The organism is Pseudomonas sp. A-R-19, from assembly GCF_019956575.1.
GTDB lineage: Bacteria > Pseudomonadota > Gammaproteobacteria > Pseudomonadales > Pseudomonadaceae > Aquipseudomonas.
In genome coordinates, this window is the sequence record NZ_JAHBDR010000040.1 from 20,694 (window position 1) to 33,467 (window position 12,774).

General features: G+C 54.6%; 26 protein-coding genes. All 26 read left to right on the forward strand.

Features of this window, described 5'->3' with window-relative positions:
- The first annotated feature begins 4 nt into the window (after positions 1-4).
- Positions 5-607 carry a 50S ribosomal protein L4 gene (gene rplD, locus KGA88_RS08095; RefSeq protein ID WP_003228735.1) on the forward strand — a complete coding sequence of 201 codons (603 nt, stop codon included), beginning with the start codon at positions 5-7 and terminating at the stop codon, positions 605-607.
- Positions 604-903 (forward strand): 50S ribosomal protein L23, encoded by a 300-nt coding sequence (gene rplW, locus KGA88_RS08100; protein WP_002555488.1) that lies wholly within the window; start codon positions 604-606, stop codon positions 901-903. Before rplD ends, rplW begins: the two co-directional genes overlap by 4 nt.
- A gap of 14 nt (positions 904-917) precedes the next feature.
- Positions 918-1,742 carry a 50S ribosomal protein L2 gene (gene rplB, locus KGA88_RS08105; protein ID WP_008018194.1) on the forward strand — a complete coding sequence of 275 codons (825 nt, stop codon included), beginning with the start codon at positions 918-920 and terminating at the stop codon, positions 1,740-1,742.
- A 16-nt stretch (positions 1,743-1,758) separates the two neighbouring features.
- Positions 1,759-2,034, forward strand: a complete 276-nt coding sequence (gene rpsS, locus KGA88_RS08110) for a 30S ribosomal protein S19 (protein ID WP_002555486.1) — start codon at positions 1,759-1,761, stop codon at positions 2,032-2,034.
- An 11-nt stretch (positions 2,035-2,045) separates the two neighbouring features.
- Positions 2,046-2,378 carry a 50S ribosomal protein L22 gene (gene rplV, locus KGA88_RS08115; protein WP_003103908.1) on the forward strand — a complete coding sequence of 111 codons (333 nt, stop codon included), beginning with the start codon at positions 2,046-2,048 and terminating at the stop codon, positions 2,376-2,378.
- 13 nt (positions 2,379-2,391) lie between these two features.
- Positions 2,392-3,078 (forward strand): 30S ribosomal protein S3, encoded by a 687-nt coding sequence (gene rpsC / locus KGA88_RS08120; protein ID WP_007970424.1) that lies wholly within the window; start codon positions 2,392-2,394, stop codon positions 3,076-3,078.
- Positions 3,079-3,090: 12 nt separating this feature from the next.
- Positions 3,091-3,504, forward strand: coding sequence for a 50S ribosomal protein L16 (gene rplP, locus KGA88_RS08125; protein WP_003228729.1), 414 nt, complete (start codon positions 3,091-3,093; stop codon positions 3,502-3,504).
- The gene (rpmC, locus tag KGA88_RS08130; protein ID WP_002555481.1) at positions 3,504-3,695 is read left to right on the forward strand and encodes a 50S ribosomal protein L29; all 192 of its coding nucleotides are present in this window, start codon (positions 3,504-3,506) and stop codon (positions 3,693-3,695) included. Before rplP ends, rpmC begins: the two co-directional genes overlap by 1 nt.
- 2 nt (positions 3,696-3,697) lie before the next feature.
- Complete coding sequence (rpsQ, locus tag KGA88_RS08135) at positions 3,698-3,964, forward strand: 30S ribosomal protein S17 (protein ID WP_003176419.1); 267 nt, start codon at positions 3,698-3,700, stop codon at positions 3,962-3,964.
- Between the two features lie 23 nt (positions 3,965-3,987).
- On the forward strand, positions 3,988-4,356 hold the full coding sequence (gene rplN / locus KGA88_RS08140) for a 50S ribosomal protein L14 (protein WP_002555479.1): 369 nt from the start codon (positions 3,988-3,990) through the stop codon (positions 4,354-4,356).
- An 11-nt stretch (positions 4,357-4,367) separates the two neighbouring features.
- On the forward strand, positions 4,368-4,682 hold the full coding sequence (gene rplX, locus KGA88_RS08145; RefSeq protein WP_003176416.1) for a 50S ribosomal protein L24: 315 nt from the start codon (positions 4,368-4,370) through the stop codon (positions 4,680-4,682).
- Positions 4,683-4,704: 22 nt separating this feature from the next.
- Positions 4,705-5,244 carry a 50S ribosomal protein L5 gene (gene rplE, locus KGA88_RS08150; protein WP_003210069.1) on the forward strand — a complete coding sequence of 180 codons (540 nt, stop codon included), beginning with the start codon at positions 4,705-4,707 and terminating at the stop codon, positions 5,242-5,244.
- Positions 5,245-5,257: 13 nt separating this feature from the next.
- The gene (rpsN, locus tag KGA88_RS08155) at positions 5,258-5,563 is read left to right on the forward strand and encodes a 30S ribosomal protein S14 (RefSeq protein ID WP_003176414.1); all 306 of its coding nucleotides are present in this window, start codon (positions 5,258-5,260) and stop codon (positions 5,561-5,563) included.
- Between the two features lie 209 nt (positions 5,564-5,772).
- Entirely contained in the window at positions 5,773-6,165 is a 393-nt protein-coding gene (gene rpsH, locus KGA88_RS08160) for a 30S ribosomal protein S8 (protein WP_003186040.1), read from the forward strand.
- A gap of 12 nt (positions 6,166-6,177) precedes the next feature.
- Positions 6,178-6,711, forward strand: a complete 534-nt coding sequence (rplF, locus tag KGA88_RS08165) for a 50S ribosomal protein L6 (protein ID WP_003176412.1) — start codon at positions 6,178-6,180, stop codon at positions 6,709-6,711.
- Positions 6,712-6,721: 10 nt separating this feature from the next.
- Positions 6,722-7,072, forward strand: coding sequence for a 50S ribosomal protein L18 (rplR, locus tag KGA88_RS08170; protein ID WP_003186037.1), 351 nt, complete (start codon positions 6,722-6,724; stop codon positions 7,070-7,072).
- A 3-nt stretch (positions 7,073-7,075) separates the two neighbouring features.
- Entirely contained in the window at positions 7,076-7,576 is a 501-nt protein-coding gene (rpsE, locus tag KGA88_RS08175; RefSeq protein WP_003186035.1) for a 30S ribosomal protein S5, read from the forward strand.
- 2 nt (positions 7,577-7,578) lie between these two features.
- Entirely contained in the window at positions 7,579-7,755 is a 177-nt protein-coding gene (gene rpmD, locus KGA88_RS08180) for a 50S ribosomal protein L30 (protein WP_003176408.1), read from the forward strand.
- Positions 7,756-7,758: 3 nt separating this feature from the next.
- The gene (gene rplO / locus KGA88_RS08185) at positions 7,759-8,196 is read left to right on the forward strand and encodes a 50S ribosomal protein L15 (protein ID WP_003228720.1); all 438 of its coding nucleotides are present in this window, start codon (positions 7,759-7,761) and stop codon (positions 8,194-8,196) included.
- On the forward strand, positions 8,197-9,525 hold the full coding sequence (gene secY, locus KGA88_RS08190) for a preprotein translocase subunit SecY (protein WP_003228718.1): 1,329 nt from the start codon (positions 8,197-8,199) through the stop codon (positions 9,523-9,525). It abuts the gene before it with no gap.
- Positions 9,526-9,549: 24 nt separating this feature from the next.
- Entirely contained in the window at positions 9,550-9,666 is a 117-nt protein-coding gene (gene rpmJ, locus KGA88_RS08195) for a 50S ribosomal protein L36 (RefSeq protein ID WP_002555468.1), read from the forward strand.
- Positions 9,667-9,796: 130 nt separating this feature from the next.
- Positions 9,797-10,153: a 30S ribosomal protein S13 gene (rpsM, locus tag KGA88_RS08200; RefSeq protein ID WP_009045849.1), complete on the forward strand. Its 357-nt coding sequence runs from the start codon at positions 9,797-9,799 to the stop codon at positions 10,151-10,153.
- Between the two features lie 30 nt (positions 10,154-10,183).
- A complete protein-coding gene (gene rpsK, locus KGA88_RS08205; RefSeq protein WP_002555466.1) occupies positions 10,184-10,573 on the forward strand; it encodes a 30S ribosomal protein S11 in 390 nt (129 codons plus the stop codon).
- 18 nt (positions 10,574-10,591) lie between these two features.
- A complete protein-coding gene (gene rpsD, locus KGA88_RS08210) occupies positions 10,592-11,212 on the forward strand; it encodes a 30S ribosomal protein S4 (RefSeq protein ID WP_003176404.1) in 621 nt (206 codons plus the stop codon).
- Positions 11,213-11,234: 22 nt separating this feature from the next.
- Positions 11,235-12,236, forward strand: coding sequence for a DNA-directed RNA polymerase subunit alpha (locus tag KGA88_RS08215; protein WP_007970428.1), 1,002 nt, complete (start codon positions 11,235-11,237; stop codon positions 12,234-12,236).
- Between the two features lie 42 nt (positions 12,237-12,278).
- Positions 12,279-12,665, forward strand: coding sequence for a 50S ribosomal protein L17 (gene rplQ / locus KGA88_RS08220; protein ID WP_046041617.1), 387 nt, complete (start codon positions 12,279-12,281; stop codon positions 12,663-12,665).
- Positions 12,666-12,774 lie beyond the last annotated feature (109 nt).

Below are 12,774 nucleotides of genomic sequence, written 5' to 3' on the forward strand. Positions count from 1 at the left end.
TGACATGCAATTAAATGTAAATGACGCTCAAGCGATCGAAGTTTCCGAACTGACATTTGGCGGCGAATTCAACGAGACGCTGGTTCACCAAGCAGTCGTAGCCTACATGGCTGGCGGTCGTCAGGGTTCCAAGCAGCAAAAGACCCGTTCCGACGTTCGTGGTGGCGGTAAGCGCCCATGGCGTCAGAAAGGTACTGGCCGTGCTCGTGCCGGTACTATCCGTAGCCCAATCTGGCGTGGCGGCGGTACCACTTTCGCAGCTCGTCCTCAGGATCACTCCCAGAAGCTGAACAAGAAGATGTATCGCGCAGCAATGCGTTCCATCCTTGCTGAGCTGGTGCGTACTGATCGTCTGGTCGTGGTTCAGGATTTCGCCGTTGAAACGCCGAAAACCAAAGACCTGCTGGGCAAACTGAACAACATGAGCCTGACCGACGTTCTGATCGTGTCCGACGCTGTTGATCAGAACCTGTACCTGGCTGCTCGTAACCTGCCGCACGTAGATGTACGTGACGTGCAAGGTTCCGATCCAGTTAGTCTGATCGCATACGACAAGGTGTTGATCACCGTGTCGGCCGTGAAGAAATTCGAGGAGCTGCTGGGATGAACCAGGAACGCGTATTTAAAGTTCTGCTTGGCCCGCACGTTTCCGAGAAGGCTACGGTTCTGGCAGACAAGAAAGGCCAGTTCGTTTTCAAGGTTGCTACTGATGCAACCAAGCTGGAAATCAAGAAGGCCGTCGAAAGCCTGTTCAGCGTGAAAGTAGAGCGTGTTACTACCCTGAACGTTCTGGGTAAGAGCAAGCGCACTGCTCGCGGTCTGGGCAAGCGTAATGACTGGAAGAAGGCAGTTATCTCCCTTCAGCCAGGCCAAGATCTCGATTTCAGCAGCAGTGCTGAGTAAGGAAGGGGTGCATCATGGCAATCGTTAAATGCAAACCGACTTCCCCTGGCCGCCGTTTTGTGGTCAAGGTGGTCAACCAGGAGCTGCATAAAGGCGCTCCTCACGCACCGCTGCTCGAGAAGAAGTCGAAGACTGGTGGTCGTAACAACAATGGCCGTATTACCACTCGTCACATCGGTGGTGGTCATAAGCAGCATTACCGTATGGTCGATTTCCGTCGCAACGACAAAGATGGCATCGTCGCCACTGTCGAGCGTATCGAATACGATCCAAACCGTACTGCTCACATCGCACTGCTCTGCTACGCAGACGGCGAGCGCCGCTACATCATCGCCCCTAAAGGCGTGAGTGCTGGCGACACGCTGATCGCAGGCGCTCTGGCTCCAATCAAGCCAGGCAACGCTCTGCAACTGCGCAACATTCCAGTCGGTTCTACCGTACACGGCATCGAACTGAAGCCAGGTAAAGGCGCGCAGATCGCTCGTTCCGCTGGTGCTTCGGCTCAGCTGATCGCTCGTGAAGGCGTGTACGTTACCCTGCGTCTGCGTTCCGGTGAAATGCGTAAAGTCCTGGCTGAATGCCGTGCGACCCTGGGCGAAGTCTCGAACTCCGAGCACAGCCTGCGTTCGCTGGGTAAAGCTGGTGCCAAACGCTGGCGTGGCGTTCGCCCAACCGTTCGTGGTGTTGCCATGAACCCGGTTGACCACCCACATGGTGGTGGTGAAGGTCGTACCTCTGGTGGTCGTCATCCGGTATCGCCATGGGGCTTCCCGACTAAGGGCGCGAAGACTCGTGGTAATAAGCGTACCGACAAAATGATCGTCCGTCGTCGCAAGTAAATAGAGGGATACGACAGTGCCACGTTCTCTGAAAAAAGGTCCTTTTATCGATCTTCACCTACTGAAGAAGATCGAAGTGGCGGCGGAAAAGAACGATCGCAAACCGGTGAAAACCTGGTCGCGTCGTTCGATGATCCTGCCACAAATGGTCGGTCTGACCATCGCAGTACACAACGGTCGTCAGCACGTCCCAGTTCTCGTGAACGAAGACATGGTCGGCCACAAACTGGGCGAGTTCGCCGGTACCCGCACTTATCGCGGGCACGTGGCTGACAAGAAAGCCAAGCGTTAAGGGGTTAGGAAATGGAAGTAGCCGCTAAGTTGTCGGGCGCTCGAATCTCCGCCCAGAAAGCCCGCTTGGTCGCCGACCAGATCCGCGGGAAGAAGGTGGGCGAAGCGCTCAACCTGTTGGCTTTCAGCAGTAAGAAAGCCGCCGAGATCATGAAGAAAGTGCTGGAGTCGGCCGTAGCCAACGCCGAGCATAACGAAGGCGCAGACGTTGATGACCTGAAGGTCAGCACTGTTTTCGTCAACGAAGGGCGTTCGCTGAAGCGCATCATGCCACGTGCCAAAGGCCGTGCTGATCGCATCGTCAAGCGGTCTTGCCATATCACTGTCAAGGTTGCTGACAAGTAACGGAGTCGAAGAGATGGGTCAGAAAGTACATCCCATTGGCATTCGCCTGGGAATCGTCAAGGAGCACACCTCCGTCTGGTACGCAGACGGTCGGACTTATGCGGACTATTTGCTCGCAGATCTGAATGTGCGTGAGTACCTCCAAGACAAACTAAAAAGCGCGTCCGTAAGCCGTATCGATATCCATCGTCCGGCCCAAACTGCACGCATCACCATCCACACCGCTCGTCCAGGTATCGTTATCGGGAAGAAAGGTGAAGATGTTGAGAAACTGCGTCAGGACCTGACCAAGCAAATGGGTGTGCCTGTGCACATCAATATCGAAGAGATCCGCAAGCCGGAACTCGACGGTATGCTGGTTGCGCAGAGCGTAGCTCAGCAGCTGGAGCGTCGCGTAATGTTCCGTCGCGCTATGAAGCGCGCTGTACAGAACGCAATGCGCATTGGTGCCAAAGGCATCAAAATCCAAGTGAGCGGTCGTCTCGGCGGTGCTGAAATCGCACGTACTGAATGGTATCGCGAAGGTCGTGTGCCATTGCACACCCTGCGTGCCGACATCGACTATGCCAACTACGAAGCTCACACCACTTACGGTGTGATCGGTGTAAAGGTTTGGATCTTCAAAGGCGAAGTAATTGGTGGTCGCCAAGAAGAACTGAAACCACAAGCACCAGCGCCTCGTAAAAAAGCTGCTAAGTAAGGGGTACGCCAAATGTTGCAACCAAAGCGTACGAAGTTCCGCAAGCAAATGACTGGTCACAACCGTGGCCTGGCATTGCGCGGTAGCAAAGTCAGCTTCGGCGAGTTCGCGCTGAAGTCTGTTGCTCGTGGTCGTCTCACTGCTCGTCAGATCGAGTCAGCGCGTCGTGCTCTGACCCGTCACGTAAAACGTGGCGGCAAGATCTGGATCCGTGTATTCCCGGACAAGCCTATTTCCAAGAAGCCACTCGAAGTTCGGATGGGTAAAGGTAAGGGTAACGTCGAATACTGGGTTGCCCAGATTCAGCCAGGCAAAGTCCTGTATGAAATCGAGGGTGTTTCTGAAGAGCTGGCGCGTGAGGCTTTCGCCCTGGCTGCTGCAAAGCTGCCGCTCGCCACCTCCTTTGTTAAACGGACGGTGATGTGATGAAAGCGAATGAACTTCGTGAAAAATCCGCACAGCAGCTGAACGAGCAACTGCTCGGCTTGCTGCGCGACCAGTTCAATCTGCGTATGCAGAAAGCAACTGGCCAGTTGGGGCAGTCTCATCTGCTCTCGCAAGTTAAGCGTGACATCGCTCGCGTGAAGACTGTGCTCAACCAGCAGGCAGGTAAGTAATCATGGCTGAAGCCGAAAAAACTGTCCGTACGCTGACTGGCCGTGTTGTCAGCGACAAGATGGACAAAACCATCACCGTTCTGATCGAGCGTCGCGTTAAGCACCCGATCTACGGTAAATACGTTAAGCGTTCGACTAAGCTGCACGCGCACGACGAAACCAATCAGTGCCACATCGGCGACAAAGTCACTATTCGTGAAACTCGTCCTTTGGCCAAGACCAAGTCTTGGGCGCTGGTTGATGTTCTCGAACGCGCTGTGGAAGTCTAAGGACTAGGGGTCGGAGAAATTATATGATTCAGACTCAATCCATGCTCGATGTGGCCGATAACAGCGGCGCTCGCCGCGTTATGTGCATCAAGGTGCTGGGTGGCTCCCATCGTCGTTACGCTGGTATCGGTGACATCATCAAAGTTACCGTGAAGGAAGCAATTCCTCGCGGTAAAGTGAAAAAAGGCCAAGTGATGACTGCTGTTGTAGTCCGCACTCGTCACGGCGTACGTCGTGCTGATGGCTCCATTATCCGCTTTGATGGCAACGCTGCTGTTCTTCTGAACAACAAGCAAGAGCCGATCGGCACCCGTATCTTTGGGCCAGTGACCCGTGAACTTCGTACTGAGAAGTTCATGAAGATCGTCTCGCTCGCCCCAGAAGTGCTGTAAGGAGATCCGACATGCAAAAGATTCGTCGTGACGACGAGATCATCGTGATCGCCGGCAAAGACAAAGGTAAGCGCGGTAAGGTGCTTAAGGTTCTCGCTAACAACCGTCTGGTTATTGGTGGTCTGAACCTTGTCAAGCGTCATACCAAGCCTAACCCGATGTCGGGCGTGCAGGGCGGTATCGTCGAAAAAGAAGCTCCACTGGATGCTTCTAACGTCGCCATTTTCAACGGCGAAACCAACAAGGCTGACCGCGTTGGTTTCAAAGTAGAAGACGGCAAGAAAATTCGTGTCTTCAAGTCGACCCAAAAAGCGGTTGATGCTTGAACACTGCTAGGTAGATGAGACCATGGCACGACTAAAAGAGATTTACCGGAAGGAAATTGCTCCGAAACTTAAGGAAGAACTTAAGCTTTCGAACGTGATGGAAGTTCCGCGCGTTACCAAAATCACCCTGAACATGGGTCTGGGCGAAGCGATCGGCGACAAAAAAGTCATCGAGCACGCTGTTGCTGACCTGGAAAAGATCACCGGCCAGAAAGTCGTTGTGACCTACGCTCGCAAATCCATCGCTGGCTTTAAAGTCCGTGAAGGTTGGCCGATCGGCGTCAAAGTGACCCTGCGCCGTGAGCGTATGTACGAGTTCCTGGATCGTCTGCTGTCGATCTCCCTGCCTCGGGTTCGCGACTTCCGCGGCCTGAATGCCAAGTCCTTCGATGGTCGTGGCAACTACAGCATGGGCGTGAAAGAGCAGATCATCTTCCCGGAAATCGACTACGACAAGATCGATGCTCTCCGCGGTCTGGACATCACCCTGACCACCACTGCCAAGAACGATGATGAAGGCCGCGCTCTGCTGCGTGCGTTCAAATTCCCGTTCCGCAACTGATTGGAGTAGGACCATGGCCAAGATGAGCATGAAAAACCGCGAGCTGAAGCGTCAGCTCACGGTTGCCAAGTACGCCAAGAAGCGTGCAGCACTGAAAGCTATCATCGTTGATCTGAACGCAAGTCCAGAAGCGCGTTGGGAAGCTACAGTAGCCCTGCAGAAGCAGCCACGTGACGCAAGCGCTTCGCGCATGCGTAACCGCTGCCGCCTGACCGGTCGTCCACACGGCGTTTACCGCAAGTTCGGCCTCGGCCGTAACAAGCTGCGTGAAGCTGCAATGCGTGGTGACGTACCGGGTCTGGTTAAAGCCAGCTGGTAAGTACTGTCAAAGTCTCGGTGTCCAGGATCGCAAGATCCTGACCACCGGTGGCCTTGAATCTGAATCAAGCCCCTTTTGGGGCTTGATTCATTTCTGGGGTGTGTCTAGAATACCCGGCTCGCCTGAGCCCGTGTTTTTCATGCTCGGAGATTCTCGGCGACACGTAATAGCCGCAAGGCTAATTTTTTTGTATTAGGAGCGTCTAGCCCATGAGTATGCAGGACCCGTTAGCGGACATGCTAACTCGTATCCGTAATGCCCAGATGGCTGAAAAGTCCGTCGTAAGCATGCCATCTTCCACGTTGAAGGTAGCTGTTGCCAAAGTCCTGAAGGACGAAGGTTACATTGCGGGTTATCAGATCAGCAGCGAAATCAAACCTCTGCTGTCCATCGAGCTGAAGTACTTCGAAGGCCGTCCGGTTATCGAAGAAGTGAAGCGCGTTAGCCGTCCAGGCCTGCGTCAGTACAAGTCCGTCGATGATCTGCCAAAAGTTCGTGGCGGTCTCGGTGTGTCTATCGTCTCCACCAACAAGGGTGTGATGACTGATCGTGCTGCGCGCGCTGCCGGTGTCGGCGGCGAAGTTCTTTGCACTGTGTTCTAAGGGGGGATAAGCATGTCTCGCGTCGCTAAGAACCCCGTTAAGCTGCCAGCCGGTGTCGAAGTAAAATTCGCAGGCCAACAGCTTTCGGTGAAGGGTGCCAAGGGCACTCTCGAACTGAACATCCATTCGTCCGTTGAGATCGTTGAAGAAGCTGGTGAGCTGCGTTTCGCTGCTCGCAATGGCGATCAACAGACTCGCGCAATGGCTGGTACCACTCGTGCGTTGGTAAACAACATGGTCCAAGGCGTAAGCCAAGGCTTCGAGCGCAAGCTCCAGCTGGTCGGTGTTGGTTACAAAGCGCAAGCAAAAGGCACAGTGCTGAACCTGGCTCTTGGCTTCTCGCACCCAGTGGATTACGAACTGCCGGAAGGCATCACCGCTGAGACTCCTAGCCAGACCGATATCCTGATCAAGGGCATCGACAAGCAGCTGGTAGGTCAAGTGGCCGCCGAGATCCGCGACTTCCGTCCACCAGAGCCGTACAAAGGCAAAGGTGTGCGCTACGCGGACGAAGTCGTCCGTCGTAAAGAAGCCAAGAAGAAGTAGGGCATAGCAAATGACCGACAAAAAAGTTACTCGACTGCGTCGCGCTCGCAAAGCACGCCTGAAAATGCACGAACTCGAAGTCGTGCGTCTCTGCGTGTTCCGCTCTTCGCAGCACATCTACGCCCAGGTCATTTCGGCCGACGGCAACAAAGTCCTGGCAAGCGCCTCGACTTTGGATAAAGAACTGCGTGATGGTGCCACCGGCAACATCGACGCGGCCACTAAGGTTGGCCAGCTGGTCGCTACGCGTGCTAAGGCCGCTGGCGTCTCGCAAGTGGCTTTCGACCGCTCTGGCTTCAAGTACCACGGCCGCGTTAAAGCGCTGGCTGATGCTGCTCGTGAAGCTGGGCTGGAGTTCTAAGTTATGTCAAATAACGACCAAAAGCGCGACGAAGGCTACATCGAGAAGCTGGTTCAAGTTAACCGCGTAGCCAAAACCGTTAAAGGCGGCCGTATCTTCACTTTCACCGCGTTGACCGTGGTTGGTGATGGTAAAGGCCGTGTTGGCTTCGGCCGTGGCAAGTCGCGTGAAGTGCCTGCTGCGATCCAGAAGGCAATGGAAGCTGCTCGCCGCAACATGATCCAGGTTGATCTGAACGGCACCACTCTGCAGTACGCAATGAAGTCCGCTCACGGCGCTTCGAAGGTGTACATGCAGCCTGCTTCTGAAGGTACCGGTATCATCGCTGGCGGCGCTATGCGTGCTGTCCTCGAAGTTGCTGGCGTTCAGAACGTTCTGGCCAAGTGCTACGGCTCGACTAACCCGGTAAACGTGGTTCACGCCACTTTCAAGGGTTTGAAAGCAATGCAGTCTCCTGAATCCATTGCCGCCAAGCGTGGCAAAAGCGTCAAGGAGATCTTCTGATCATGGCTACCGTAAAAGTAACGCTGATCAAAAGCATGACCGGCCGCATCCCTAACCACAAACTGTGCGTTAAGGGTCTGGGTCTGCGTCGCATCGGTCACACTGTAGAAGTCCAGGATACTCCCGAGAATCGCGGGATGATCAACAAGGCTTACTACATGCTGCGTGTCGAGGGTTAATCGATGAAACTCAATGATCTGAGTCCAGCGCCGGGTTCCCGTCGCGAAAAGCATCGTCCGGGCCGTGGTATCGGTAGCGGTTTGGGTAAGACTGGTGGCCGTGGTCACAAAGGTCAGACCTCCCGCTCCGGTGGCACCATTGCTCCAGGCTTTGAAGGCGGTCAACAGCCGCTGCATCGTCGCCTGCCGAAGTTCGGTTTCGTTTCCCTGAAGGCCATGGATCGCGCAGAAGTGCGTCTGTCCGAGCTGGCTAAAGTGGAAGGCGACATCGTCACCGTGCAGTCCCTGAAAGATGCCAACGTGATCAACGTCAACGTACAGCGTGTGAAAATCATGCTGTCCGGTGAAGTGACTCGCGCTGTCACTATCGGCAAGGGAATCGGCGCCACCAAAGGTGCGCGTGCGGCTATCGAAGCAGCTGGCGGCAAGTTCGAGGAATAAATGGCTAAGCAAGGTGCTCTCTCTGCGCTCGGCAAAGGCGGTATGTCTGAACTCTGGGCTCGTCTGCGTTTTCTGTTCCTGGCGATTATCGTCTACCGAATAGGCGCACACATCCCGGTTCCAGGTATCAACCCGGACCGACTCGCGGACCTGTTTCGACAGAATGAGGGGACCATTCTTAGCTTGTTCAACATGTTTTCCGGCGGCGCGCTGGAACGGATGAGCATCTTTGCACTGGGGATCATGCCGTACATCTCGGCATCGATCATCATGCAACTGATGACCGCCGTCAGTCCGCAGCTGGAGCAGTTGAAGAAGGAAGGTGAAGCTGGCCGTCGCAAGATCAGCCAGTACACCCGCTACGGCACTGTCGTCCTCGCTCTCGTCCAGGCCATTGGCATGTCCATTGGTCTGGCGGGGCAGGGCGTTGCGTTCACTGGTGACTTTGGCTTCCATTTCGTCGCGGTATCCACTTTTGTGGCTGGTGCGATGTTCATGATGTGGCTGGGTGAGCAGATTACTGAGCGTGGTGTTGGCAACGGTATCTCGATGTTGATTTTTTCGGGTATCGTCGCCGGTCTTCCGAGAGCGATCGGGCAGTCTTTCGAGTCTGCACGTCAGGGTGATATCAACATCTTCGCCCTGGTTGCCATCGGTTTGCTGGCAGTAGCGATTATCGGTTTCGTGGTGTTCATTGAGCGTGGTCAGCGTCGTATTGCTGTTCACTACGCCAAGCGTCAGCAGGGCCGCAAGGTCTTCGCTGCGCAGACAAGCCACTTGCCGCTGAAGGTGAACATGGCTGGTGTTATTCCGGCTATTTTCGCGAGCAGCATTTTGCTGTTCCCGGCTTCGTTGGGTGCCTGGTTCGGTCAGTCTGAAGGTATGGGCTGGTTGCAGGACATCTCGCAGTCGATCGCTCCTGGTCAGCCGTTGAATATTCTGCTGTTTAGTGCAGGGATTATTTTCTTCTGCTTCTTCTATACGGCGTTGATGTTCAATCCGAAAGACGTAGCGGAAAACCTGAAGAAGTCCGGTGCCTTTATTCCGGGCATCCGTCCAGGTGAGCAGTCTGCGCGCTACATTGATGGCGTTCTGACTCGCTTGACCATGTTCGGTGCTCTTTACATGACGGCCGTCTGCCTGTTGCCCCAGTTCCTGGTGGTTGCAGCCAACGTACCGTTCTACCTTGGCGGGACCTCGTTGCTGATCGTCGTCGTGGTTGTGATGGACTTCATGTCCCAAGTACAATCGCACCTCGTTTCGCACCAGTACGAATCCCTGATGAAGAAAGCCAACCTGAAGGGTTACGGCAGCGGCATGCTGCGCTGACCCATAAGGTTCGAGGAGTTGGTGATGAAAGTTCGTGCATCGGTGAAAAAGCTGTGCCGTAACTGCAAGATTATTCGCCGCGAAGGTGTTGTTCGAGTAATTTGCAGCGCGGAACCGCGTCACAAACAGCGCCAAGGCTGAGTGTGATTGTGCTTCAAGCCCGGCAGCTAGTGCGCTGCCGGGTTGATTATTTGTTATTACAGCGATATTATCTCGCGCCCTATTTCTTGGCTTCCGGGGCGTAGGTAGCTGTCAATTGGAGTCCCACTGAATGGCCCGTATTGCAGGCGTTAACATTCCAGATAACAAGCATACTGTTATCTCGCTGACCTACATCTATGGTGTTGGTCGCACTACTGCACAGAAAATTTGTGCAGAGACTGGGGTAAACCCAGCAGCAAAGATCAAAGATCTGAGCGACGAGCAAATTGAACAGCTGCGTGGCGAAGTGGCGAAGTTCACCACTGAAGGTGACCTGCGTCGCGAAATCAACATGAAAATCAAGCGCTTGATGGACCTCGGTTGCTATCGCGGTCTGCGTCATCGTCGCGGTCTTCCAGTACGCGGTCAGCGTACCAAGACCAACGCGCGTACCCGTAAAGGTCCGCGTAAGCCGATCCGCAAGTAATCGCCCCAGCGAATCGACAGGAATTTAATCATGGCAAAACCTGCTGCTCGTCCTCGTAAAAAAGTTAAAAAGACAGTGGTTGATGGCATCGCCCACATCCATGCATCTTTTAACAACACCATCGTGACCATTACCGACCGTCAAGGTAACGCTCTTTCCTGGGCTACCTCCGGTGGTTCGGGTTTCCGCGGTTCCCGCAAGTCCACCCCGTTTGCTGCTCAAGTAGCTGCTGAACGTGCTGGTCAAGCTGCGCTGGAATACGGCCTGAAAAACCTCGACGTCAATGTCAAAGGTCCAGGTCCAGGTCGTGAATCCGCAGTCCGCGCTTTGAACGGCTGTGGCTACAAGATCGCCAGCATCACCGACGTGACGCCAATCCCGCACAACGGGTGCCGTCCGCCGAAGAAGCGCCGCGTGTAATCCAGGAGATTGTAAAGAATGGCTCGTTACATTGGTCCAAAATGCAAACTCGCTCGTCGCGAAGGCACCGATCTCTTCCTGAAGAGCGGCGTGCGCGCGATCGAATCGAAGTGCAACATTGAAGCAGCACCTGGTATCCACGGCCAACGCCGCGGTCGCCAGTCCGACTACGGCACCCAACTGCGTGAAAAGCAGAAGGTCCGTCGTATCTACGGCGTTCTCGAGCGTCAATTCAGCGGCTACTACAAAGAAGCTGCTGGCAAGAAAGGTGCAACCGGTGAGAACCTGCTGCAACTGCTCGAATGCCGTCTGGACAACGTTGTATACCGTATGGGCTTTGGTTCGACTCGTGCCGAATCCCGTCAGCTGGTATCGCACAAGTCGATCAGCGTAAACGGTCAGACCGTTAACGTTCCGTCCTACCAGGTTCGTGCTGGTGACGTGGTTGCTGTTCGCGAGAAAGCAAAAAATCAACTTCGCATTGTCCAAGCTCTCGATCTGTGTGCCCAACGTGGCCGCGTAGAATGGGTAGAAGTAGACACTGAGAAGAAGTCGGGCGTTTTCAAGAACGTTCCAGCTCGCAGTGATCTGTCCGCCGACATCAACGAAAGCCTGATTGTCGAGCTCTACTCCAAGTAAGGGCTAGAAAATAGGTGCATCCATGCAGATTTCGGTAAATGAGTTCCTGACACCCCGCCACATTGATGTGCAGGTTGTCAGTCCAACCCGCGCCAAGATCACTCTCGAGCCTCTCGAGCGTGGTTTCGGCCATACCCTGGGCAACGCGCTGCGCCGCATCCTGTTGTCCTCAATGCCCGGCTGTGCAGTAGTCGAGGCCGAGATTGACGGTGTGCTCCACGAGTACAGCGCCATCGAAGGTGTACAGGAAGACGTAATTGAAATCCTGTTGAACCTTAAAGGTCTGGCTATCAAGCTGCACGGTCGTGACGAAGTTACGCTGACCTTGTCGAAGAAGGGTTCGGGGGTGGTTACCGCTGCCGATATTCAGCTGGATCATGATGTCGAGATCGTTAATCCCGATCACGTAATCGCTAACCTGGCGTCTAACGGCGCCCTGAACATGAAGCTCGTAGTAGCTCGTGGTCGTGGTTATGAACCGGCAGACTCGCGTCAGAGCGATGAAGACGAAAGCCGCAGCATCGGTCGCTTGCAGCTTGACTCTTCGTTCAGCCCGGTTCGCCGTATCGCATACGTGGTGGAAAACGCCCGTGTCGAGCAGCGTACTAACCTGGACAAGCTGGTTATTGATCTGGAAACCAACGGTACTCTGGATCCTGAAGAGGCTATTCGCCGCGCTGCAACCATCCTGCAACAGCAGTTGGCTGCGTTCGTCGACCTCAAAGGTGACAGTGAGCCAGTGGTTGTCGAGCAGGAAGACGAGATCGATCCGATCCTGCTTCGCCCGGTTGACGATCTGGAACTGACTGTACGTTCGGCTAACTGCCTTAAGGCGGAAAACATTTACTACATCGGTGACCTGATTCAGCGTACCGAAGTGGAACTGTTGAAGACTCCGAACCTGGGCAAGAAATCCTTGACTGAAATCAAGGACGTTCTGGCCTCCCGCGGTCTGTCCCTCGGCATGCGCCTCGACAACTGGCCGCCTGCAAGTCTTAAGAAGGACGACAAGGCGACTGCCTGATCGTCGTAATCACCGAACGTAGTGTTTGGTAAGGAATGAACCATGCGTCATCGTAAAAGTGGTCGTCACCTGAGCCGCACCAGCTCGCACCGCAAGGCCATGTTCCAAAACATGGCGGTGTCGCTGTTCGAGCACGAGCTGATCAAAACTACTCTGCCAAAAGCTAAAGAACTGCGTCGCGTTGCTGAGCCGCTGATCACTTTGGCCAAGATAGATAGCGTTGCTAACCGCCGTCTGGCTTTCGACCGTACTCGTTCGAAAGCTATCGTTGGTAAGCTCTTCAACGACCTGGGCAAGCGTTACGCTACCCGTGAGGGTGGCTACCTGCGCATCCTCAAGTGCGGTTTCCGCGCTGGCGACAACGCGCCTATGGCGTACGTCGAGTTGGTTGATCGTGCTACTGCTGGCGAAGCTGTATCCGCCGAGTAAGACGTCAGTCTGAAACAAGGAACCGGGCCTAGTGCCCGGTTTTTTGTGCCTGTAAGAAAAACGCGCCGTTCATACAATCCTCGAATCTTTCCCGTTGTCAGTATGGGAT

What these genes read in the sequence shown, in the direction of transcription:
- rplD (WP_003228735.1), top strand. Translation starts at nt 5, where the DNA reads ATGCAATTAAATGTAAATGACGCTCAAGCGATCGAAGTTTCCGAACTG.
- rplW (WP_002555488.1), top strand. Translation starts at nt 604, where the DNA reads ATGAACCAGGAACGCGTATTTAAAGTTCTGCTTGGCCCGCACGTTTCC.
- rplB (WP_008018194.1), top strand. Translation starts at nt 918, where the DNA reads ATGGCAATCGTTAAATGCAAACCGACTTCCCCTGGCCGCCGTTTTGTG.
- rplV (WP_003103908.1), top strand. Translation starts at nt 2,046, where the DNA reads ATGGAAGTAGCCGCTAAGTTGTCGGGCGCTCGAATCTCCGCCCAGAAA.
- rpsC (WP_007970424.1), top strand. Translation starts at nt 2,392, where the DNA reads ATGGGTCAGAAAGTACATCCCATTGGCATTCGCCTGGGAATCGTCAAG.
- rplP (WP_003228729.1), top strand. Translation starts at nt 3,091, where the DNA reads ATGTTGCAACCAAAGCGTACGAAGTTCCGCAAGCAAATGACTGGTCAC.
- rpmC (WP_002555481.1), top strand. Translation starts at nt 3,504, where the DNA reads ATGAAAGCGAATGAACTTCGTGAAAAATCCGCACAGCAGCTGAACGAG.
- rpsQ (WP_003176419.1), top strand. Translation starts at nt 3,698, where the DNA reads ATGGCTGAAGCCGAAAAAACTGTCCGTACGCTGACTGGCCGTGTTGTC.
- rplN (WP_002555479.1), top strand. Translation starts at nt 3,988, where the DNA reads ATGATTCAGACTCAATCCATGCTCGATGTGGCCGATAACAGCGGCGCT.
- rplX (WP_003176416.1), top strand. Translation starts at nt 4,368, where the DNA reads ATGCAAAAGATTCGTCGTGACGACGAGATCATCGTGATCGCCGGCAAA.
- rplE (WP_003210069.1), top strand. Translation starts at nt 4,705, where the DNA reads ATGGCACGACTAAAAGAGATTTACCGGAAGGAAATTGCTCCGAAACTT.
- rpsN (WP_003176414.1), top strand. Translation starts at nt 5,258, where the DNA reads ATGGCCAAGATGAGCATGAAAAACCGCGAGCTGAAGCGTCAGCTCACG.
- rpsH (WP_003186040.1), top strand. Translation starts at nt 5,773, where the DNA reads ATGAGTATGCAGGACCCGTTAGCGGACATGCTAACTCGTATCCGTAAT.
- rplF (WP_003176412.1), top strand. Translation starts at nt 6,178, where the DNA reads ATGTCTCGCGTCGCTAAGAACCCCGTTAAGCTGCCAGCCGGTGTCGAA.
- rplR (WP_003186037.1), top strand. Translation starts at nt 6,722, where the DNA reads ATGACCGACAAAAAAGTTACTCGACTGCGTCGCGCTCGCAAAGCACGC.
- rpsE (WP_003186035.1), top strand. Translation starts at nt 7,076, where the DNA reads ATGTCAAATAACGACCAAAAGCGCGACGAAGGCTACATCGAGAAGCTG.
- rpmD (WP_003176408.1), top strand. Translation starts at nt 7,579, where the DNA reads ATGGCTACCGTAAAAGTAACGCTGATCAAAAGCATGACCGGCCGCATC.
- rplO (WP_003228720.1), top strand. Translation starts at nt 7,759, where the DNA reads ATGAAACTCAATGATCTGAGTCCAGCGCCGGGTTCCCGTCGCGAAAAG.
- secY (WP_003228718.1), top strand. Translation starts at nt 8,197, where the DNA reads ATGGCTAAGCAAGGTGCTCTCTCTGCGCTCGGCAAAGGCGGTATGTCT.
- rpmJ (WP_002555468.1), top strand. Translation starts at nt 9,550, where the DNA reads ATGAAAGTTCGTGCATCGGTGAAAAAGCTGTGCCGTAACTGCAAGATT.
- rpsM (WP_009045849.1), top strand. Translation starts at nt 9,797, where the DNA reads ATGGCCCGTATTGCAGGCGTTAACATTCCAGATAACAAGCATACTGTT.
- rpsK (WP_002555466.1), top strand. Translation starts at nt 10,184, where the DNA reads ATGGCAAAACCTGCTGCTCGTCCTCGTAAAAAAGTTAAAAAGACAGTG.
- rpsD (WP_003176404.1), top strand. Translation starts at nt 10,592, where the DNA reads ATGGCTCGTTACATTGGTCCAAAATGCAAACTCGCTCGTCGCGAAGGC.
- KGA88_RS08215 (WP_007970428.1), top strand. Translation starts at nt 11,235, where the DNA reads ATGCAGATTTCGGTAAATGAGTTCCTGACACCCCGCCACATTGATGTG.
- rplQ (WP_046041617.1), top strand. Translation starts at nt 12,279, where the DNA reads ATGCGTCATCGTAAAAGTGGTCGTCACCTGAGCCGCACCAGCTCGCAC.